Annotated in this window: 12 protein-coding genes; 7 read left to right on the top strand and 5 right to left on the bottom strand. The window is 47.6% G+C overall.

Going from position 1 to position 14,458, the window contains the following annotated elements; genetic code table 11:
- Positions 1 to 218: 218 nt before the first annotated feature.
- Complete coding sequence (locus tag ACQY6I_RS15245) at positions 219 to 1,427, top strand: type III PLP-dependent enzyme (RefSeq protein ID WP_428242352.1); 1,209 nt, start codon at positions 219 to 221, stop codon at positions 1,425 to 1,427.
- On the opposite strand, the gene ACQY6I_RS15240 is transcribed toward ACQY6I_RS15245, so the two are convergent.
- Entirely contained in the window at positions 1,424 to 1,921 is a 498-nt protein-coding gene (locus ACQY6I_RS15240; protein ID WP_428242351.1) for an NYN domain-containing protein, read from the bottom strand. The two genes, ACQY6I_RS15245 and ACQY6I_RS15240, sit on opposite strands and share 4 nt — an antisense overlap.
- Before the next feature lie 186 nt (positions 1,922 to 2,107).
- Here ACQY6I_RS15240 and ACQY6I_RS15235 point away from each other — a divergent pair, with 186 nt between their 5' ends.
- Both ACQY6I_RS15235 and ACQY6I_RS15230 read left to right on the top strand, forming a co-directional pair.
- On the top strand, positions 2,108 to 3,157 hold the full coding sequence (locus ACQY6I_RS15235) for a hypothetical protein (protein ID WP_428242350.1): 1,050 nt from the start codon (positions 2,108 to 2,110) through the stop codon (positions 3,155 to 3,157).
- Between the two features lie 96 nt (positions 3,158 to 3,253).
- On the top strand, positions 3,254 to 3,922 hold the full coding sequence (locus tag ACQY6I_RS15230) for a 2OG-Fe(II) oxygenase (RefSeq protein ID WP_428242349.1): 669 nt from the start codon (positions 3,254 to 3,256) through the stop codon (positions 3,920 to 3,922).
- 151 nt (positions 3,923 to 4,073) lie between these two features.
- Here ACQY6I_RS15230 and ACQY6I_RS15225 read toward each other — a convergent pair whose 3' ends face one another.
- Positions 4,074 to 5,369, bottom strand: a complete 1,296-nt coding sequence (locus ACQY6I_RS15225) for an NAD(P)/FAD-dependent oxidoreductase (RefSeq protein ID WP_428242348.1) — start codon at positions 5,367 to 5,369, stop codon at positions 4,074 to 4,076.
- Positions 5,370 to 5,501: 132 nt separating this feature from the next.
- Here ACQY6I_RS15225 and ACQY6I_RS15220 point away from each other — a divergent pair, with 132 nt between their 5' ends.
- Positions 5,502 to 6,938 carry a protein adenylyltransferase SelO gene (locus tag ACQY6I_RS15220; protein WP_428242347.1) on the top strand — a complete coding sequence of 479 codons (1,437 nt, stop codon included), beginning with the start codon at positions 5,502 to 5,504 and terminating at the stop codon, positions 6,936 to 6,938.
- Between the two features lie 103 nt (positions 6,939 to 7,041).
- Complete coding sequence (locus ACQY6I_RS15215) at positions 7,042 to 8,295, top strand: hypothetical protein (RefSeq protein WP_428242346.1); 1,254 nt, start codon at positions 7,042 to 7,044, stop codon at positions 8,293 to 8,295.
- A gap of 109 nt (positions 8,296 to 8,404) precedes the next feature.
- Here the strand turns inward: ACQY6I_RS15215 and ACQY6I_RS15210 are convergent, their stop codons facing one another.
- Positions 8,405 to 8,629, bottom strand: coding sequence for a 2-hydroxymuconate tautomerase family protein (locus ACQY6I_RS15210; protein ID WP_428242345.1), 225 nt, complete (start codon positions 8,627 to 8,629; stop codon positions 8,405 to 8,407).
- A 483-nt stretch (positions 8,630 to 9,112) separates the two neighbouring features.
- Between ACQY6I_RS15210 and pflA the strand changes: the two genes are divergently transcribed.
- Together pflA and adhE are read left to right on the top strand one after the other, a co-directional pair.
- A complete protein-coding gene (pflA, locus tag ACQY6I_RS15205; RefSeq protein ID WP_428242344.1) occupies positions 9,113 to 9,907 on the top strand; it encodes a pyruvate formate-lyase-activating protein in 795 nt (264 codons plus the stop codon).
- Positions 9,908 to 10,250: 343 nt separating this feature from the next.
- Positions 10,251 to 12,938, top strand: coding sequence for a bifunctional acetaldehyde-CoA/alcohol dehydrogenase (adhE, locus tag ACQY6I_RS15200; protein WP_428242343.1), 2,688 nt, complete (start codon positions 10,251 to 10,253; stop codon positions 12,936 to 12,938).
- 90 nt (positions 12,939 to 13,028) lie between these two features.
- Here the strand turns inward: adhE and ACQY6I_RS15195 are convergent, their stop codons facing one another.
- Positions 13,029 to 13,709 carry a type 1 glutamine amidotransferase domain-containing protein gene (locus ACQY6I_RS15195; RefSeq protein ID WP_428242342.1) on the bottom strand — a complete coding sequence of 227 codons (681 nt, stop codon included), beginning with the start codon at positions 13,707 to 13,709 and terminating at the stop codon, positions 13,029 to 13,031.
- Between the two features lie 103 nt (positions 13,710 to 13,812).
- On the bottom strand, positions 13,813 to 14,406 hold the full coding sequence (locus tag ACQY6I_RS15190; RefSeq protein WP_428242341.1) for a TetR/AcrR family transcriptional regulator: 594 nt from the start codon (positions 14,404 to 14,406) through the stop codon (positions 13,813 to 13,815).
- Positions 14,407 to 14,458 lie beyond the last annotated feature (52 nt).

The raw sequence follows: 14,458 nt of genomic DNA, 5'->3' as shown, positions 1-14,458 counted from the left end.
AAAAAAAATTACGAATCCAACGAAAAAAAATGTTGCGTGTCTGTTTTTTTTTCCTAAACTTCGCATGCTTCTTGTAGATAGCCAATCCGAGTACATCGCCACTTCCCAAAAGGCGACAAGGCAATGAGCAACTATCCAAGAGTGAATTGACTGCTTTAGAGAGCTTTCGATGCCGCTCGAAGTGTACCGTTGACATCATTGCCAAGAGGGTTGTGCTCATGACCATCTCTATTTTTGACGCGTCTCATGAAAATGCGTCTGTTAATCTATCTGACCTTTCTGAAGTGGAATTGATCGAGTTACTGGTCAAGCGCCACGGTGCTCCGTTGATGATTCTGGATTGCGATATTATTCGCCGACAATATCGTGAGCTTCGGAATGCTTTACCGGATGTAACTCTGCATTTTGCGCTGAAACCGTTGCCGCATCCTGCTGTGGTCAGAACGCTGCTGGACGAAGGTGCCAGTTTTGATCTTGCTACCACAGGTGAAGTCGAGCTGGTGCGCGAATGTGGCGTGCCGGCTGAAGCCACTATTCATACTCACCCGATTAAGCGGGATCGTGACATCCGTGATGCGTTGGACTATGGCTGCCATGTATTTGTGGTCGATAGTCTTAACGAGTTGGAAAAGTTCCGTGTTCATAAAGATGAAGCGGAAATTCTGATTCGCCTGAGTTTCCGCAATGCTGATGCGGTTGCTGATCTGTCGAAGAAATTCGGTTGTCACCCGGCGACTGCTATTGAGCTGATCAAACAGGCATTTGAGTGGGGTATCCGGATCAAAGGTTTGTCTTTCCACGTGGGTTCACAGACCACGGATCCGCAGAAGTATGTCCATGCTATTGAAAGTTGCCATGCTGTCTTTGAACGGGTGATCGAGTTGGGTCTGCCGGTATTGAGCATGCTGGATATCGGTGGTGGCTTTCCGGTCAGTTATATGGAAGATGTCACTCCAATCCATGAATTCTGCACGCCAATCCGGCAGGCTTTGGCAGCGTTTCCGGAAACTGTTCGGATTATTGCTGAGCCGGGTCGTTTTATATGTGCACCTGCGGTGACTTCTGTCGCCTCTGTAATGGGGCAGGCAGAACGCGAAGGTAAAATCTGGTACTACCTGGACGACGGTATTTATGGTTCTTTCAGTGGAATCATGTTTGATCATGGTCAGTACCCGGTGGACGCCATGTACTGGGATGGAGAGCGTCAACCGTCTGTGCTGGCCGGACCAACTTGCGACAGCATCGATGTTATTGCAGAAGATATTATGTTACCCAAGCTGGCCAACGGTGATCTGATTATCGGCCGGATGATGGGCGCCTACACGTCTGCAACCGCCACCGACTTTAATTTCTTCAAGCGGGCACAAATGGTTGTGTTGAACGAGTATTCAGCAGAACGATATGCCGAATCGCTCATCGCCGGTTAATGCTTGAGCAGGTATTGCTCTGAAATCGGGTGATAGTTACTGGCCGCTTCCACCAATGTGTGGGCGGTCAGGGAGGGAACGCCATAGACGTTAAAGTCTTTGTTGAAACGCTCCCGAATATAGTTGGCCAGTAATTGAAAATCACCATCGCCAGATGCCAGGATGATGGTGTCCACCTGATCTGCAAAATCAATAATGTCGATCGTAATACCAACATCCCAATCCGCTTTGGTGCTGCCGTCACGACGCTGAATATAAGGGCGCAGCTTCACTTCAAAACCGATGTTGCGCAGAATACTCTGAAATGCAATCTGTCTTGGGCAGTTGCGGTCACTGGCATATGCCACGGCTTTGACAATATCACCCTGACTGGAAATATCTGACCAGAATTTGTGATAGTCAAAATGACAATGGTAGGTGTGTTTGACGGTGTAATAGATATTCTGCACATCTACAAATACAGCGATACGGTTATTCGTCTTATTATTATTCACTCGTAATTCCCGTGGCTTGGTTGTATCCGGTTCTATTTTTCATTAGTGGCTCTTATATTCGTTCATGCTGAAACGATACTGACTGTTGCAGATGATTAATAGCCCGGTTTTATGAAAACTTGACCCGTTTCCGGTTTGCCTCTAACGTCAGCGCATTCAATAATTATAATTGACTATAGCTGATGTATGAAAACAAACAGTTTTTTGCTCGCTTTTCTTTTTTTGATTTCAACAGTAACACACTCTGCTCAGGCACTAAAGCTAACCAATAGTGAGTGGTGGGGTAAATCAGACAGCTCAACATGGCAGTTGGGCCCGCAGCTTGATATTGAAGCAGAGGCACTGCTCAATAACTATGAGTTCAGTCACGACGAAGTGGATGGTCATACTCAGTTTGGCTGGTTGATGCCGGTTTCATTGTCTTACACCAATGAAGAAGGTGCGCGGGCGCGCGTTGGTGTGTTGATCACCCAGCAATATGGCGATAACGATAATGAACAAAGTTTTTTGGGCAGTTACCAGATTCCTTTGCAGCAGCATCGGCAGTTGTTGAGTTTTGGCACTTTAGCATCTGGACATCCAATTCATCCCGCTTTGCTGGATGTGAATGAAAACTTGAATGGCCGGCTTGATCAGGGAATGGAGTGGCAGGCCGATTATTCATGGTTGGCGTCTGATCTGTGGATTGATTGGCAGTCGATATTGGAACAGGATCACTCCGAGCAGTTTGAGATTGGTTGGGCATCAACCTGGCAATTCAGCCGGCTGCGTCTGCATGCTGATGTGATTGTCAATCATGTCGGTGGTGAAGGTGACCGACAATACTCCCAGATTCGCAACTATGGCAATGCCGTGGGTGCAGGTGTCTGTCTTGATGCTTCGGGGGAATGTCACTTTGAGTTTGGTGCCCTGGCGATTAACTCTTTTTACAGTCGTGATGAAGAAAAAGATATCAGTTCCGATGGCGCAGAAGTCTTTATACAGCAACATGGACGCATTGCGGAAAACTGGCAAAGCAATCTTCGCGGTCGTGCCTACATTGGTGATCCGGTTGTGACTATGCAAGGTTATGCGGGTTATAAAATGGGGGATTTGATCGCCACAGATTTGTGGTTTTTGTATACCGGTTTTCAGGACGTACAGTTGGAACTGGGGACCAGTATACAGTCAACCGATGATGGTTTGCAGACCACTCAGACGATCAGTTTGAACTGGCAGTTTCAGCATCCTTTTTGATATCGAACGCTGCCATGGTAGCGGCGCAAAATATTGATTGACAAAGTTCTCCGGTAGCCATAAAAGGACGCGTTATTCTATTGGAGCAACTTCTCAATGAGCCCCGTCAGGCTACTCTTTTCTGATGATTTTAACAGCGGTGATATCGTTTTTCGCCAGATAGCGGATGGTTTGACCCGTCAAGGCTACTGTGTCATTCCTGGCGCTTTGCCAGAGGACATAAGCGAATCTTTATTGTCCGAGGTTATCACCGATGGAACCGGGCACTTTAAAGCAGCTGGTGTTGGACGTCAGGATAACTATGTTCAGAGCCATTTTATTCGCCGGGACAATATACATTGGATCGATGGGCGTACCGCAGCCGAACAGCTTTGGTTGCAGTGGACGCAGAAATTGCAGACATTTTTGAATCGCGAGCTGTTTCTGGGGTTATTTTCGTTCGAAACCCACTGGGCACATTATGAACCGGGTTCATTTTATAAGAAGCACTGTGACGCATTCCGTGGTGAGGCTAATCGGATTGTGACCGTAATTGCTTATTTGAACCCCGGGTGGATGGTTGAGGATGGTGGTGAACTGGTCATTTATCGCGAGGACAGCGACGACATTCTTACAAAAGTGATGCCTGCTTACGGGACTCTTGTGGTTTTTATGAGTGAAGAATTTCCCCATGAAGTGCAGCTTGCGCACAAGCATCGCTATAGCGTGACCGGTTGGTTCCGTTTGAACAGTTCCACCGAAGACAAAGTGGATCCTCCCAAGTAACAGGCAAAAAAGATACTTTATTGATGAAAATGTGGTGGATGCTTTCAGTCTCTGGCCGATCTTTACCCAAGGTGACATCGAACATGATGTTAGAGCATGTTCGATGTCGTTTTACCTTCGGTTTCTGAAGGGCAGACAATCAGCCGATATGTCAGTGTAGTTTTAGTCTGGGACGAATGATCTTGTTAATTTTTTCTGACAACGTCATGAGTATCATTTTTGTCCAGCCATGTAGTGCCAATTGATGCATTCGATACAGTGAGACATACGCCATACGTGCGAGTTTACCTTCAATATTCATACTGCCCCGGGTCAGGTTGCCCATCAGATTACCAATGGCGGTATAACGACTGAGAGAAACCAGCGAGCCATGATCCTGATATTTGAAATCTTTTTGTGGTTTGCCTGCCAGCGAAAGCAGAATATTGTGATACACCAGACTGGCCATCTGATGAGCTGATTGCGCGCGTGGAGGTACCCAGCGTTTTTCGTCAATCTGGCGTCCGGCGCAATCACCAATCACATAAATACTTTCATCCTGATCCGGTTGCAGATGAGCATTGACCACAATCTGATTGATACGATTGGTTTCCAGGCCGCCAAAACCCTTCAGGAAATCCGGCGCTTTGACACCTGCGGCCCAGACGATCAAATCAGCCTCGATGACCTTACCGTCAGCGGTATGTAGTTTACCGGCGTCTGCCTGTGATACCTGTGTATTGGTGAGAATATCGAGTCCAAGATCCAATAATTCCTGGTGTACCGACGCGGCGATGCGTTCACTGAGTGCAGGCAGCAGGCGAGGGCCGGCTTCGACCAGGGTGACTTTAAGGTGCTCAGAGGTTACGTTTTTTAGTCCGTATAGAGAGAACCAGTGGCGGGCATTGAACAATTCGGCAGACAGTTCCACTCCAGTGGCGCCGCCGCCAACAATGGCCACCGACAGTGAGGTGTTGGGCTCTTGTTCCAGACGTCTGTTGATCCGGATAAACTGATTCACCAGTTTGTGCTGGAACCGGATGGCCTGCTTCGGGCTGTCCAGAAAGATTGCATGCTCACGAATTCCCTGAACACCGAAGTCATTTGAAATACTGCCAATAGCCAGTACCAGGATATCGTAGCTTTCCTTGCGTTCCGGCAGGATTTCTTCGCCTTCATCATCGACGACTGGTTGCAGGTGAATGTATTTTTCTTCCCGGTTAATGCCGGACAGAGTGCCGATCTTAAAACGGAAGCTATGATTATGTGCATGGGCGCGATAGCTGACAGCGTCGATTTCGGAATCCATAGTGCCGGAAGCCACTTCATGCAATAACGGCTTCCAGAGGTGAGTTTGATTCTTGTCGATTAACAAGACATCTGCTTTTTGCTTTTTACCGAGTTTGTTTCCCAGTTTGGTTGCCAGCTCCAATCCACCGGCTCCTCCTCCAACAACCACAATTTTCATAATGATTTACCCCGCATTTTCCAAGAATTATTCCAATGTCGTCACATTGGAATAATCCCTGATCAAAACTTGAGGACTGCATGGGTAAGATTGATAATAAGGGTTCTTTGCTAACGATCCAGTTGTCATCCTATGCCATTACACGAAATTCTCAAACCCCTTCCGTTTAGACAGTTGGACCGGCCGTATTTGGTGCCAGTTTCGCTTCAGAAAATCAGTGAACCCTATTTAGTCAGTGAAAATTCGCAACTCAGCGAAACTTTTCAAATACAGCCATTACGCGAAGACGATATTTTTTTGTTGAGTGGTCATCGTAGTGTTGATGCGGTAGCCAGTGTCTATGCCGGACATCAGTTTGGTGGTTACACGCCAAGACTCGGAGACGGACGGGCAGCGTTGATTGGCGGATTGGAAGATCGCGATCAGCAGATTTGGGAAGTGCAGTTAAAAGGTTCGGGAATGACACCTTTTTCCCGGATGGGTGATGGTCGGGCAGTATTACGTTCCAGCGTGCGGGAATATTTAATGAGTGAAAATATGGCCGGACTGGGCATTCCCACAACACGCGCGCTGGCCATTACCGGCAGTGATGATGTGGTGATTCGTGAAGCCAGAGAAACCGCCGCGATGGTGACCCGGGTAGCCCGTAGTTTTCTGCGCTTTGGTCATTATCAGTTTTTTTTCCATACCAATCAGCATGAAGAGTTGAAGGCTCTGATCGATTTTACTTTGGAGCAATATTTTCCCGAGTGCCTGAATAGTGCCGAACCGATTGCCGCTTTTTTTACCGAAGTTGTTCAACGCACTGCCCGACTCATTGCCGGATGGCAGGCACAGGGTTGGTGCCATGGTGTGATGAATACGGATAATTTCTCCATACTCGGTGATACGATCGATTATGGTCCGTTTGGTTTTCTGGATCGCTTTGATCCCGCATTCATTTGTAATCATTCTGATGACTATGGTCGTTATGCTTATGATCAACAGCCAAAGATTGGATTATGGAACCTGGTACAGTTGGGCAACTGTCTGACTCCCTGGGTGGCCGTGGATACTCTGCAGCAGGCAGTCGATGGTTACAATGACGGTTACCAACGTCATTATATGGCGCTGATGTCCCATAAGCTGGGCATAGCAGAACTGGCGGAGGAACAGCGCGAATCGTTAACCATTGGCTGGCTTGAGTTATTGAAGCGCGGGCAGATGGATTATCATTTCAGTTTTACCGGGCTGACTCATGCCGAACTTCATGAGCGCAAACCGGATGTTAGGAACTTTACCCTGGACATCGCTGGCTTTGACGCATGGTGGCAACACTATACCGACGCATTGAACGACACATCTGCAACGTCGCGAAGACAACAGATGCAAGGTCATAATCCTTATTTGGTATTGCGTAATTGGGTTGCTCAGGAGGCTATTGAAGCGGCGGAGAAAAAAGATTTCACGCTAATTAATGCCTTGTTGCCGGCCTTACAGCAACCTTTTCAGGAGTACCCTGAACTGGCCTCTTATGCGCAATTACCACCGGACTGGAGCAAATCACTGGCCGTTAGTTGCTCATCCTGACGGAGCGTTTGCTTGCGGTTTGTTGTAAATATTCCCGGGGAATCCGCATAGGCTTCTGGTATCATAATTGCCACTTCAATATTTCCTCACACTAAGCTGTAACATGAAAAAATATACCGGTTGGATCGTTCTCAGTACTCTGATTTTGTATTTAATGAGTGTTGCCGGTTGGATTCCTGTATTGGCTCCCGCGCTGGCCGCCTGGATCAGCAATGCGCTAATGTGGCGTTTTATCGCCAGGAATGGTCAACGACAATCCACGATTCTGATGATAACAGGGGGAGCAGCGTTACTGTTTGCCGGCACTCAGGGCTTATGGTTACCCTGGCAGCAGATTTTCGCCGTTAACCTGCCGTTGTTGGGAATGTTTGTCGCGGTTTCTTTCCTGGCTTTGGCCAATGTTGAAAGTGAGCAGAAAATATTGCCGCAGGGGAACCGGGCACTAGTGACAACCGCCTTTGGATCGCATTTATTGGGGGCGGTTATTAACTTGTCTGTGCTGTTCGTGTTCGGAGACAGACTGCAGCGCAACGGTGCTCTGAGTGTATCTCAGCGGGTTATTCTGGCGCGGAGTTTTTCCGCCGCAGCGTGGTGGTCACCGTTTTTTGTGGCCACCGGTGTGGCCCTTACCTATGCGCCAGGCCTGAATTGGCAGGGGGTGCTTTGGCCCGGCTTGTTGATGGCCCTGATTGGCATAGGACTGTCCATTCTGGAGGTCAGTCTGAACCGAAAAGCGGTGTTCGAGGGTTATCCAATTCGGGTTGAGAGTTTGATCATGCCACTGTTTCTGGCAGTGGCCGTGATGGTGGCGCATTCCATCTGGTCAGGTATCAGCGTGCTGGTATTAATTTGCCTGCTGGCACCTGTCGGAGCAATGATGTTTATGCGAGGCGGTCCTGATCTGTATCTGGTACATGAGTTTATCAATTATAAGCTGGCTAACATTGGCAGTCAGTTTGCGCTGTTTCTGGCTGCCGGTATTTTTTCTGCAGGCATCAAAGCCCTGATTTTACTGTATCCGAATGTGTTTGATCTGACAGGGTTTGAGTTTGATTCCTGGTTATTCAGTGTTGTACTGGCGGTGATGATTACGGCTGGAATGGTAGGGATTCATCCGATTGTCAGTGTGTCCGTGGTCAGTCCATTGTTATTGCCATTGAGCCCTGATCCAGTTCGTCTGGGGTTTTTATATTTGTCCTGCTGGGCCATTTCCACCGGCACCAGTCCTTTGACCGGTGTTGGTCTGGCGCTGATGAGCCGTTATCAGGCTACCGCTGGCGCGATCATCAAAAACAACTGGCACTATACGGTTGTGATGTGGGGAGTGGCGTCGCTCGTTAACGCCTGGGTGTTATAGCGGATTCGTGCCGCGTACACAAAAACATCTCCAATGTGCACTTTGATCTATCAGTTGTACCTTTGAGGAACGTCATCTTTTCCTGGTTGCCTGCGCAGATTGGTCTGCTTCAGGACTTGTCCTGTTGTTTTTGCGCTGCCTGTTGTCTGAGAACGGTCACCTGTTCACCACCGATGCCCCAGTTGTCAGTTTCCACTTCATCAATTACGACGACGGTTGTGGCGGGATTTTTATTGAGAACGTCCTTTAACAATTGTGTGACCCCAGAAATCAATTCTGCTTTTTGTTCTGCTGTAGCACCTTCTTTGGTGATTTTGATATTGACGTAAGGCATGTAAAGTTCCTCGTAATTGAGATGGTGGTTGATGTTGCAGTAGTTGCTGGCGACTAGGGCCTGTCTACACTCATTTCATCGGCCTCAGCCCGAAGGGTTATGGCTAAAAAGGCCGCACTTTGCGTTGGTCAACGTTCGCCTAGCATGACTAAGCTTCACGTTAACCGTCGGAATGCCGCGTCACTTAATTGCAGCCTTTTTAGCCAATAACAGGTTCAACGAAACTCGTGTAGACAGGCCCTAGCATAAGATTGAACAGAGGAAATGCAATCCTGTTGGAGTGGCTTTCGCAGTGAATAATGATGGCTGGATATATCCGCTGCCAGGAATAGCAGAATTTCCATGTTGCTGAATTGGGAATGCTGTGTTGCAGATAGCGACAATACGCCTGTTCTGCGTGATCGACAACATTTTAGCAGACTGACCTGAGGCAATTTTGATAAGGACAAAGCTGCTATAGTGTCAGCCAATATAGGAGTATTTATGACCAGACTTGAAAACCTGATTCCCGTTGCGGGAGATGAAATGGATGCCGACCACATGCTCGGTCGCGTTCATTCCACCGATTCCTTTGGTACTGTCGATGGTCCAGGCACCCGCTTTGTGGTGTTTTTGCAGGGCTGTCTGTACCGGTGCCTGTATTGTCATAACCGTGATACCTGGGATCTGAATGCTGGAGAGCTGCGTTCAGTCGGTGAGCTGGTGGAGGAAATTGTTCCTTATCAGCCGTTTATGGAAATGTCTGAAGGGGGGGTGACCGTCACTGGCGGTGAACCGTTGTTACAGGCGCAATTTGTGTATCGTCTGTTCAAGAGCCTTAAGCACCTGGGTTTTCATACCTGTCTGGATACCAATGGTTACGCCGTACATTACGATGACACGCTCGATGCTCTACTTGGTTTTACGGATCTGGTCATGCTGGACATCAAACAGATCAATCCGGAACGGCATAAGGCATTGGTTGGGGTTTCCAATCAGTACGCTCTGAAGTTTGCCCGTTATTTGGCCGAACGTGAGAAAAAAGTGTGGATTCGCTATGTGGTCGTGCCCGGATATTCTGATGATTTAGATGATGCCGATGAGTTGGCTCGTTTTGTAGCACAGCTGGGGAATGTGGAAAAAGTTGAACTGTTGCCATTCCATCAATTGGGCGAACACAAGTGGAAGGAATTGGGTGAGGAATATGCCTTGAATGGTGTGACGCCTCCATCATCTGACACTATGAAACGCATTAGTGCTATTTTTAACAGTTATGGTCTTGCTACTGGAGAATATTGATATCGTATACATGATTACTATCTGATAGATAGTTAGTACAGAAATATTCTGTGCTTTAAAAATTCCACAAACACCCATCCAAAAATAAATACAAAAAAACATTTACAGGTGAATTTTCCGGTCTTTAAACAGTATCGGAAGGGTTCTTTATGTCTTTGATTTTAAAGGCATATTCTATGTATTTTGGCTCATAATTATTTTTTGAAAATAATTAATTATTCCGTGAATTCAACCTGATCTGAGTCAATAGGAAAAATGCTGATACCTCTACATTTAATGGCAATTCATTGTTGCTGATTGTCAATGAAAATGACTTTCTTGGTAGTTATAGGAGGCCCTGAAAATGGCCAATAAAAAAGTTGAAGCATCCAGTCCGGATAAAAGCCTGGCAAATTTAGATGCTCTGATCGAACGGGTAAAAGCTGCTCAAAGGGTATATTCCCGTTTTACGCAGGCACAGGTTGATGAGATTTTTCGTCAGGCTGCACTGGCCGCTAATAATGCGCGTATCGGTCTTGCCAAAATGGCGGTGGAAGAAACCGGAATGGGTATTGCCGAAGATAAGGCGATCAAAAACCATTTTGCTTCTGAAATTATTTACAACAAATACAAAGACGACAAAACCTGTGGCATTCTTGAAGAAGATACCGCATACGGCATCATGAAAGTGGCTGAGCCTATTGGTATTCTCGCAGGTGTGGTACCGACCACTAACCCGACATCCACAGCCATCTTCAAATCGCTGCTGGCACTGAAAACCCGTAATGGTATTGTCTTCTCTCCCCACCCAAGAGCAAAAAAATGTACTGCTCTGGCAGCAAAAATTGTAATGGATGCGGCCATTGCGGCAGGTGCCCCTAAAGACATTATTGCTTGTATTGAAGAACCGACTGTGGATCTGAGCCAGCATCTGATGCGCCATCCTGACATTAACATGATTCTGGCCACTGGTGGTCCCGGCATGGTACGGGCGGCTTATTCTTCTGGTAAACCAGCTATTGGTGTTGGTGCTGGTAATACGCCAGCGGTTATTGATGAATCCGCACATATTAAACAGGCAGTGAGCTCAGTGCTGATGAGTAAAACATTTGACAATGGTGTCATTTGTGCCTCTGAACAGTCTGTGGTTGTGGTTGATAGTGTTTATGAGCAGGTTAAATCTGAATTCCAGGCTCGTGGCGCTTATGTTCTGTCTGCTGAGCAGAAAAAGAAAGTTGGTGAACAAGTTATCGTCAACGGTTCAATGAACCCGGCAATTGTTGGACAGCCTGCTTACAAAGTGGCAGCTATCGGTGGTGTTGAAGTCCCCAAAGAAGCCAAAGTGATCATTGCTGAGTGTGATGCCATTGATCTCGATGAGCCTTTCGCTCATGAAAAACTTTCTCCCACTCTGGCCATGTATCGGGCCAAAGATTTTGATGAGGCGCTGGACAAAGCCGTAGCACTGGTTGAATTGGGTGGTATGGGTCATACATCTGTCCTGTATACCGATCAGGATCACAATCGTGAACGTATCGAAGAGTTTGGTCGCCGTCTGAAAACCGGTCGTATCCTGATCAACATGCCAGCTTCACAGGGTGCTATTGGTGATCTGTACAACTTTAAACTGGCTCCGTCACTGACATTGGGCTGCGGTAGTTGGGGTGGTAACTCTGTCTCTGAGAACGTAGGTCCTAAACACCTGATTAATGTGAAAACTGTTGCGAGCCGGCGTGAAAATATGTTGTGGCATAAAATCCCCAAAGATATCTATTTCCGTAAAGGTGCATTGCCTGTCGCGCTGAGTGATTTGAAAGGTAAAAAGCGGGCATTGGTTGTTACCGATCCGTTCCTGTTTAATCAGGGGTATACCGAGCAGGTCACTGATGCTCTGCATGCGCAAGGGCTTGAAACCGATGTGTTTTATGATGTTGAGCCTGATCCAACACTGCGTACCGTTAACAAAGGCGTGGAAAAATGTAATGCCTTCAAACCAGATGTGATTGTTGCGTTTGGTGGTGGTTCACCGATGGATGCAGCCAAAATCATGTGGGTCATGTATGAACATCCGGAAGTCCGTTTCGAAGATCTGGCACTACGGTTTATGGATATTCGTAAGCGTATTTATCACTTCCCGAAAATGGGTATTAAAGCTCAGATGGTTGCCATACCTACCACTTCTGGTACGGGTTCCGAGGTAACACCATTTGCGGTAGTGACCGATGAAAAAACCGGCGTAAAATATCCAATCGCCGACTATGAGCTGACACCGAACATGGCCATCATTGATCCTGATCTGGTGATGAGCCTGCCACAGGGCTTGACTGCCTACGGCGGTGTCGACGCTTTGACCCATGCGCTGGAAGCTTATGTCAGCCTGTTTGCCAATGAGTTTACCAATGGCCAGGCACTGGAAGCGATTCGGTTGCTGTTCAAATATCTGCCCAGCGCTTACAAAAATGGTAAGGATGATCCTAAAGCGCGTGAAAAAGTTCACTATGCTGCAACCATGGCGGGTATCGCATTTGCCAATGCATTCCTGGGTGTTTGTCACTCCATGGCTCACAAACTGGGTGCGCATTTCCATGTTCCCCATGGTTTGGCTAATGCGCTGTTGATCAGTGAAGTGGTGAAATACAACTCAACTGATGTACCGGTTAAACAAGGTACGTTCCCGCAGTATAAATATCCACAGGCCAAAACCCGTTATGCCCGGATTGCCGATTACCTTGAACTGGGTGGCAACAGTGCTGACGAGAAGGTGGAACTATTGGTAGCGGCGATTGATGAGTTGAAAGCCGAACTGAACATACCGAAAAGCATTCGTGGCGCTGGTGTGAATGAAGTAGAGTTTATGGACAAACTGGATCTGTTGTCAGAAGAAGCATTTGATGATCAGTGTACTCCGGCTAACCCTCGTTATCCGATGATCAGTGAAATCAAAGACCTGTATGTAACAGCCTTTTACGGACAACCTAAAGCGCTGGTACAACCGGTGAAAGATGCGGCTGCCAAACAGAGCCAGAAAAAATCTGAAGAACCCGCTGCCTGAGACAGCTAGCTCTTGCCGATAACTGATATCGGCTGATAAAAACACCCGACAGGATACCCTGCCGGGTGTTTTTTATGTCGAACGATCTTCTCAAGCTTGCAGTAATGCCAGCAAAGCCTTAGCGGTATCGGCTGAAGATGCTGGATTCTGACCGGTCACCAGTTTGCCATCTGTTACTACATGTGGCATCCAGTCGGCTCCTTTACTGTAATCACCGCCATTTTCCTTCAACATGTCTTCCACCAGGAAAGGCACGACATCTGTCAGTTGCACGGCTGCTTCTTCCGTATTGGTAAATCCGGTCACGGATTTGCCGTTGACCAGAGGCTGGCCATCGTTGCCTTTTACATGGCGTAGTACGCCAGGCGCATGACAGACCGCAGCGACGGGCTTGTCTGCATTGGCGAACTGTTCAATCAGGCTGATGGAGGTAGTGTCTTCGGCCAGGTCCCACAATGGTCCGTGACCGCCTGGGTAAAACACGGCATCGAAATCATTCATGTTGACGTCCTGCAGTTTTTTCGTGGCTGCCAGGGCGGCGACTGCTTCTGCATCGGCTTCAAAACGACGGGTTTCATCGGTTTGGGATTCCGGCTCGTGGCTTTTTGGATCCAGTGGTGGTTGTCCACCTTTTGGAGACGCCAGAGTGATGGTGGCGCCGGCATCTTTGAAAACATAATAAGGGGCTGCCAGCTCTTCCAGCCAGAAGCCGGTTTTGTAACCTGTGTTGCCAAGTTCGTCGTGAGAGGTAAGTACCATTAAAATTTGCATGTTGAAATGCTCCTGAAATTGTCAGTTGATTTTAAAATAGACCGGTCGTCTAATTTTCAGTGATAAAAAATGCAGGTAGATACCTGCTGTCGTGATTGCATTGTCAGGGGATCAGCATTCCCCTGGTGGTCTCAAAGGCACTGTGTAACGGATCAGAGCTGTGCGTGATTTTAGCCATCAGGCTTGCCCCGAGCCACAGTTGGTACAACGTTGTTGCTGTTGCCGAAGCTGTATCCGGTGCCAGTTTCAGACTGCCTTCTGTAATACCCCGAACCATTGCCTCTGCGAGTCTGGCAATAATATTTTGCGTGCCTTGATGCAATACTGCGCGCATGGCCGAGGACAAATCGCTGACTTCGGCCGCCAGTTTCACCACCAGACAACGAGTGCCGCAGGCTTCCTGGCCTCCCTGAGTTTCCAGCCAGTTCTGCCAGTACAGCATCAGGTTATCGATCGCCGGATAATCTTTGCGCGTCAGAATCTGTTCCATGGTGATCAGGTATTGCTCAAAATAATCTTCCAGCATGGCAACGCCAAAGGCTTCCTTTGACGCGAAATAATGATAGAAGGACCCTTTTGGGACTGCTGCTGCTTTCAATACTTCGTTCAAGCCAACCGCACTGAAGCCTTTGCAGCTGATAATTTCCTGTGCAACTTCGAGTATGTGCTGGCGACTGTCTTTTGAATGTTTCGTCATAATGGTGGGCATCCTAGTTCAAAATAGACCAGTCGTCTAGTATTTTTTTAGA

Source organism: Gynuella sp. (assembly GCF_050297175.1).
In the GTDB taxonomy this organism is placed as follows: Bacteria; Pseudomonadota; Gammaproteobacteria; order Pseudomonadales; family Natronospirillaceae; genus Gynuella.
The sequence above is the reverse complement of the archived record's forward strand: the minus strand, read 5'-3'. Positions and strand labels throughout refer to the sequence as shown.

Bases quoted from the DNA above. Each gene is read 5' to 3' on its own strand.
- ACQY6I_RS15245 (WP_428242352.1), top strand. From the start codon at position 219: ATGACCATCTCTATTTTTGACGCGTCTCATGAAAATGCGTCTGTTAAT.
- ACQY6I_RS15235 (WP_428242350.1), top strand. From the start codon at position 2,108: ATGAAAACAAACAGTTTTTTGCTCGCTTTTCTTTTTTTGATTTCAACA.
- ACQY6I_RS15230 (WP_428242349.1), top strand. From the start codon at position 3,254: ATGAGCCCCGTCAGGCTACTCTTTTCTGATGATTTTAACAGCGGTGAT.
- ACQY6I_RS15225 (WP_428242348.1), bottom strand. From the start codon at position 5,369: ATGAAAATTGTGGTTGTTGGAGGAGGAGCCGGTGGATTGGAGCTGGCA.
- ACQY6I_RS15220 (WP_428242347.1), top strand. From the start codon at position 5,502: ATGCCATTACACGAAATTCTCAAACCCCTTCCGTTTAGACAGTTGGAC.
- ACQY6I_RS15215 (WP_428242346.1), top strand. From the start codon at position 7,042: ATGAAAAAATATACCGGTTGGATCGTTCTCAGTACTCTGATTTTGTAT.
- ACQY6I_RS15210 (WP_428242345.1), bottom strand. From the start codon at position 8,629: ATGCCTTACGTCAATATCAAAATCACCAAAGAAGGTGCTACAGCAGAA.
- pflA (WP_428242344.1), top strand. From the start codon at position 9,113: ATGACCAGACTTGAAAACCTGATTCCCGTTGCGGGAGATGAAATGGAT.
- adhE (WP_428242343.1), top strand. From the start codon at position 10,251: ATGGCCAATAAAAAAGTTGAAGCATCCAGTCCGGATAAAAGCCTGGCA.
- ACQY6I_RS15195 (WP_428242342.1), bottom strand. From the start codon at position 13,709: ATGCAAATTTTAATGGTACTTACCTCTCACGACGAACTTGGCAACACA.
- ACQY6I_RS15190 (WP_428242341.1), bottom strand. From the start codon at position 14,406: ATGACGAAACATTCAAAAGACAGTCGCCAGCACATACTCGAAGTTGCA.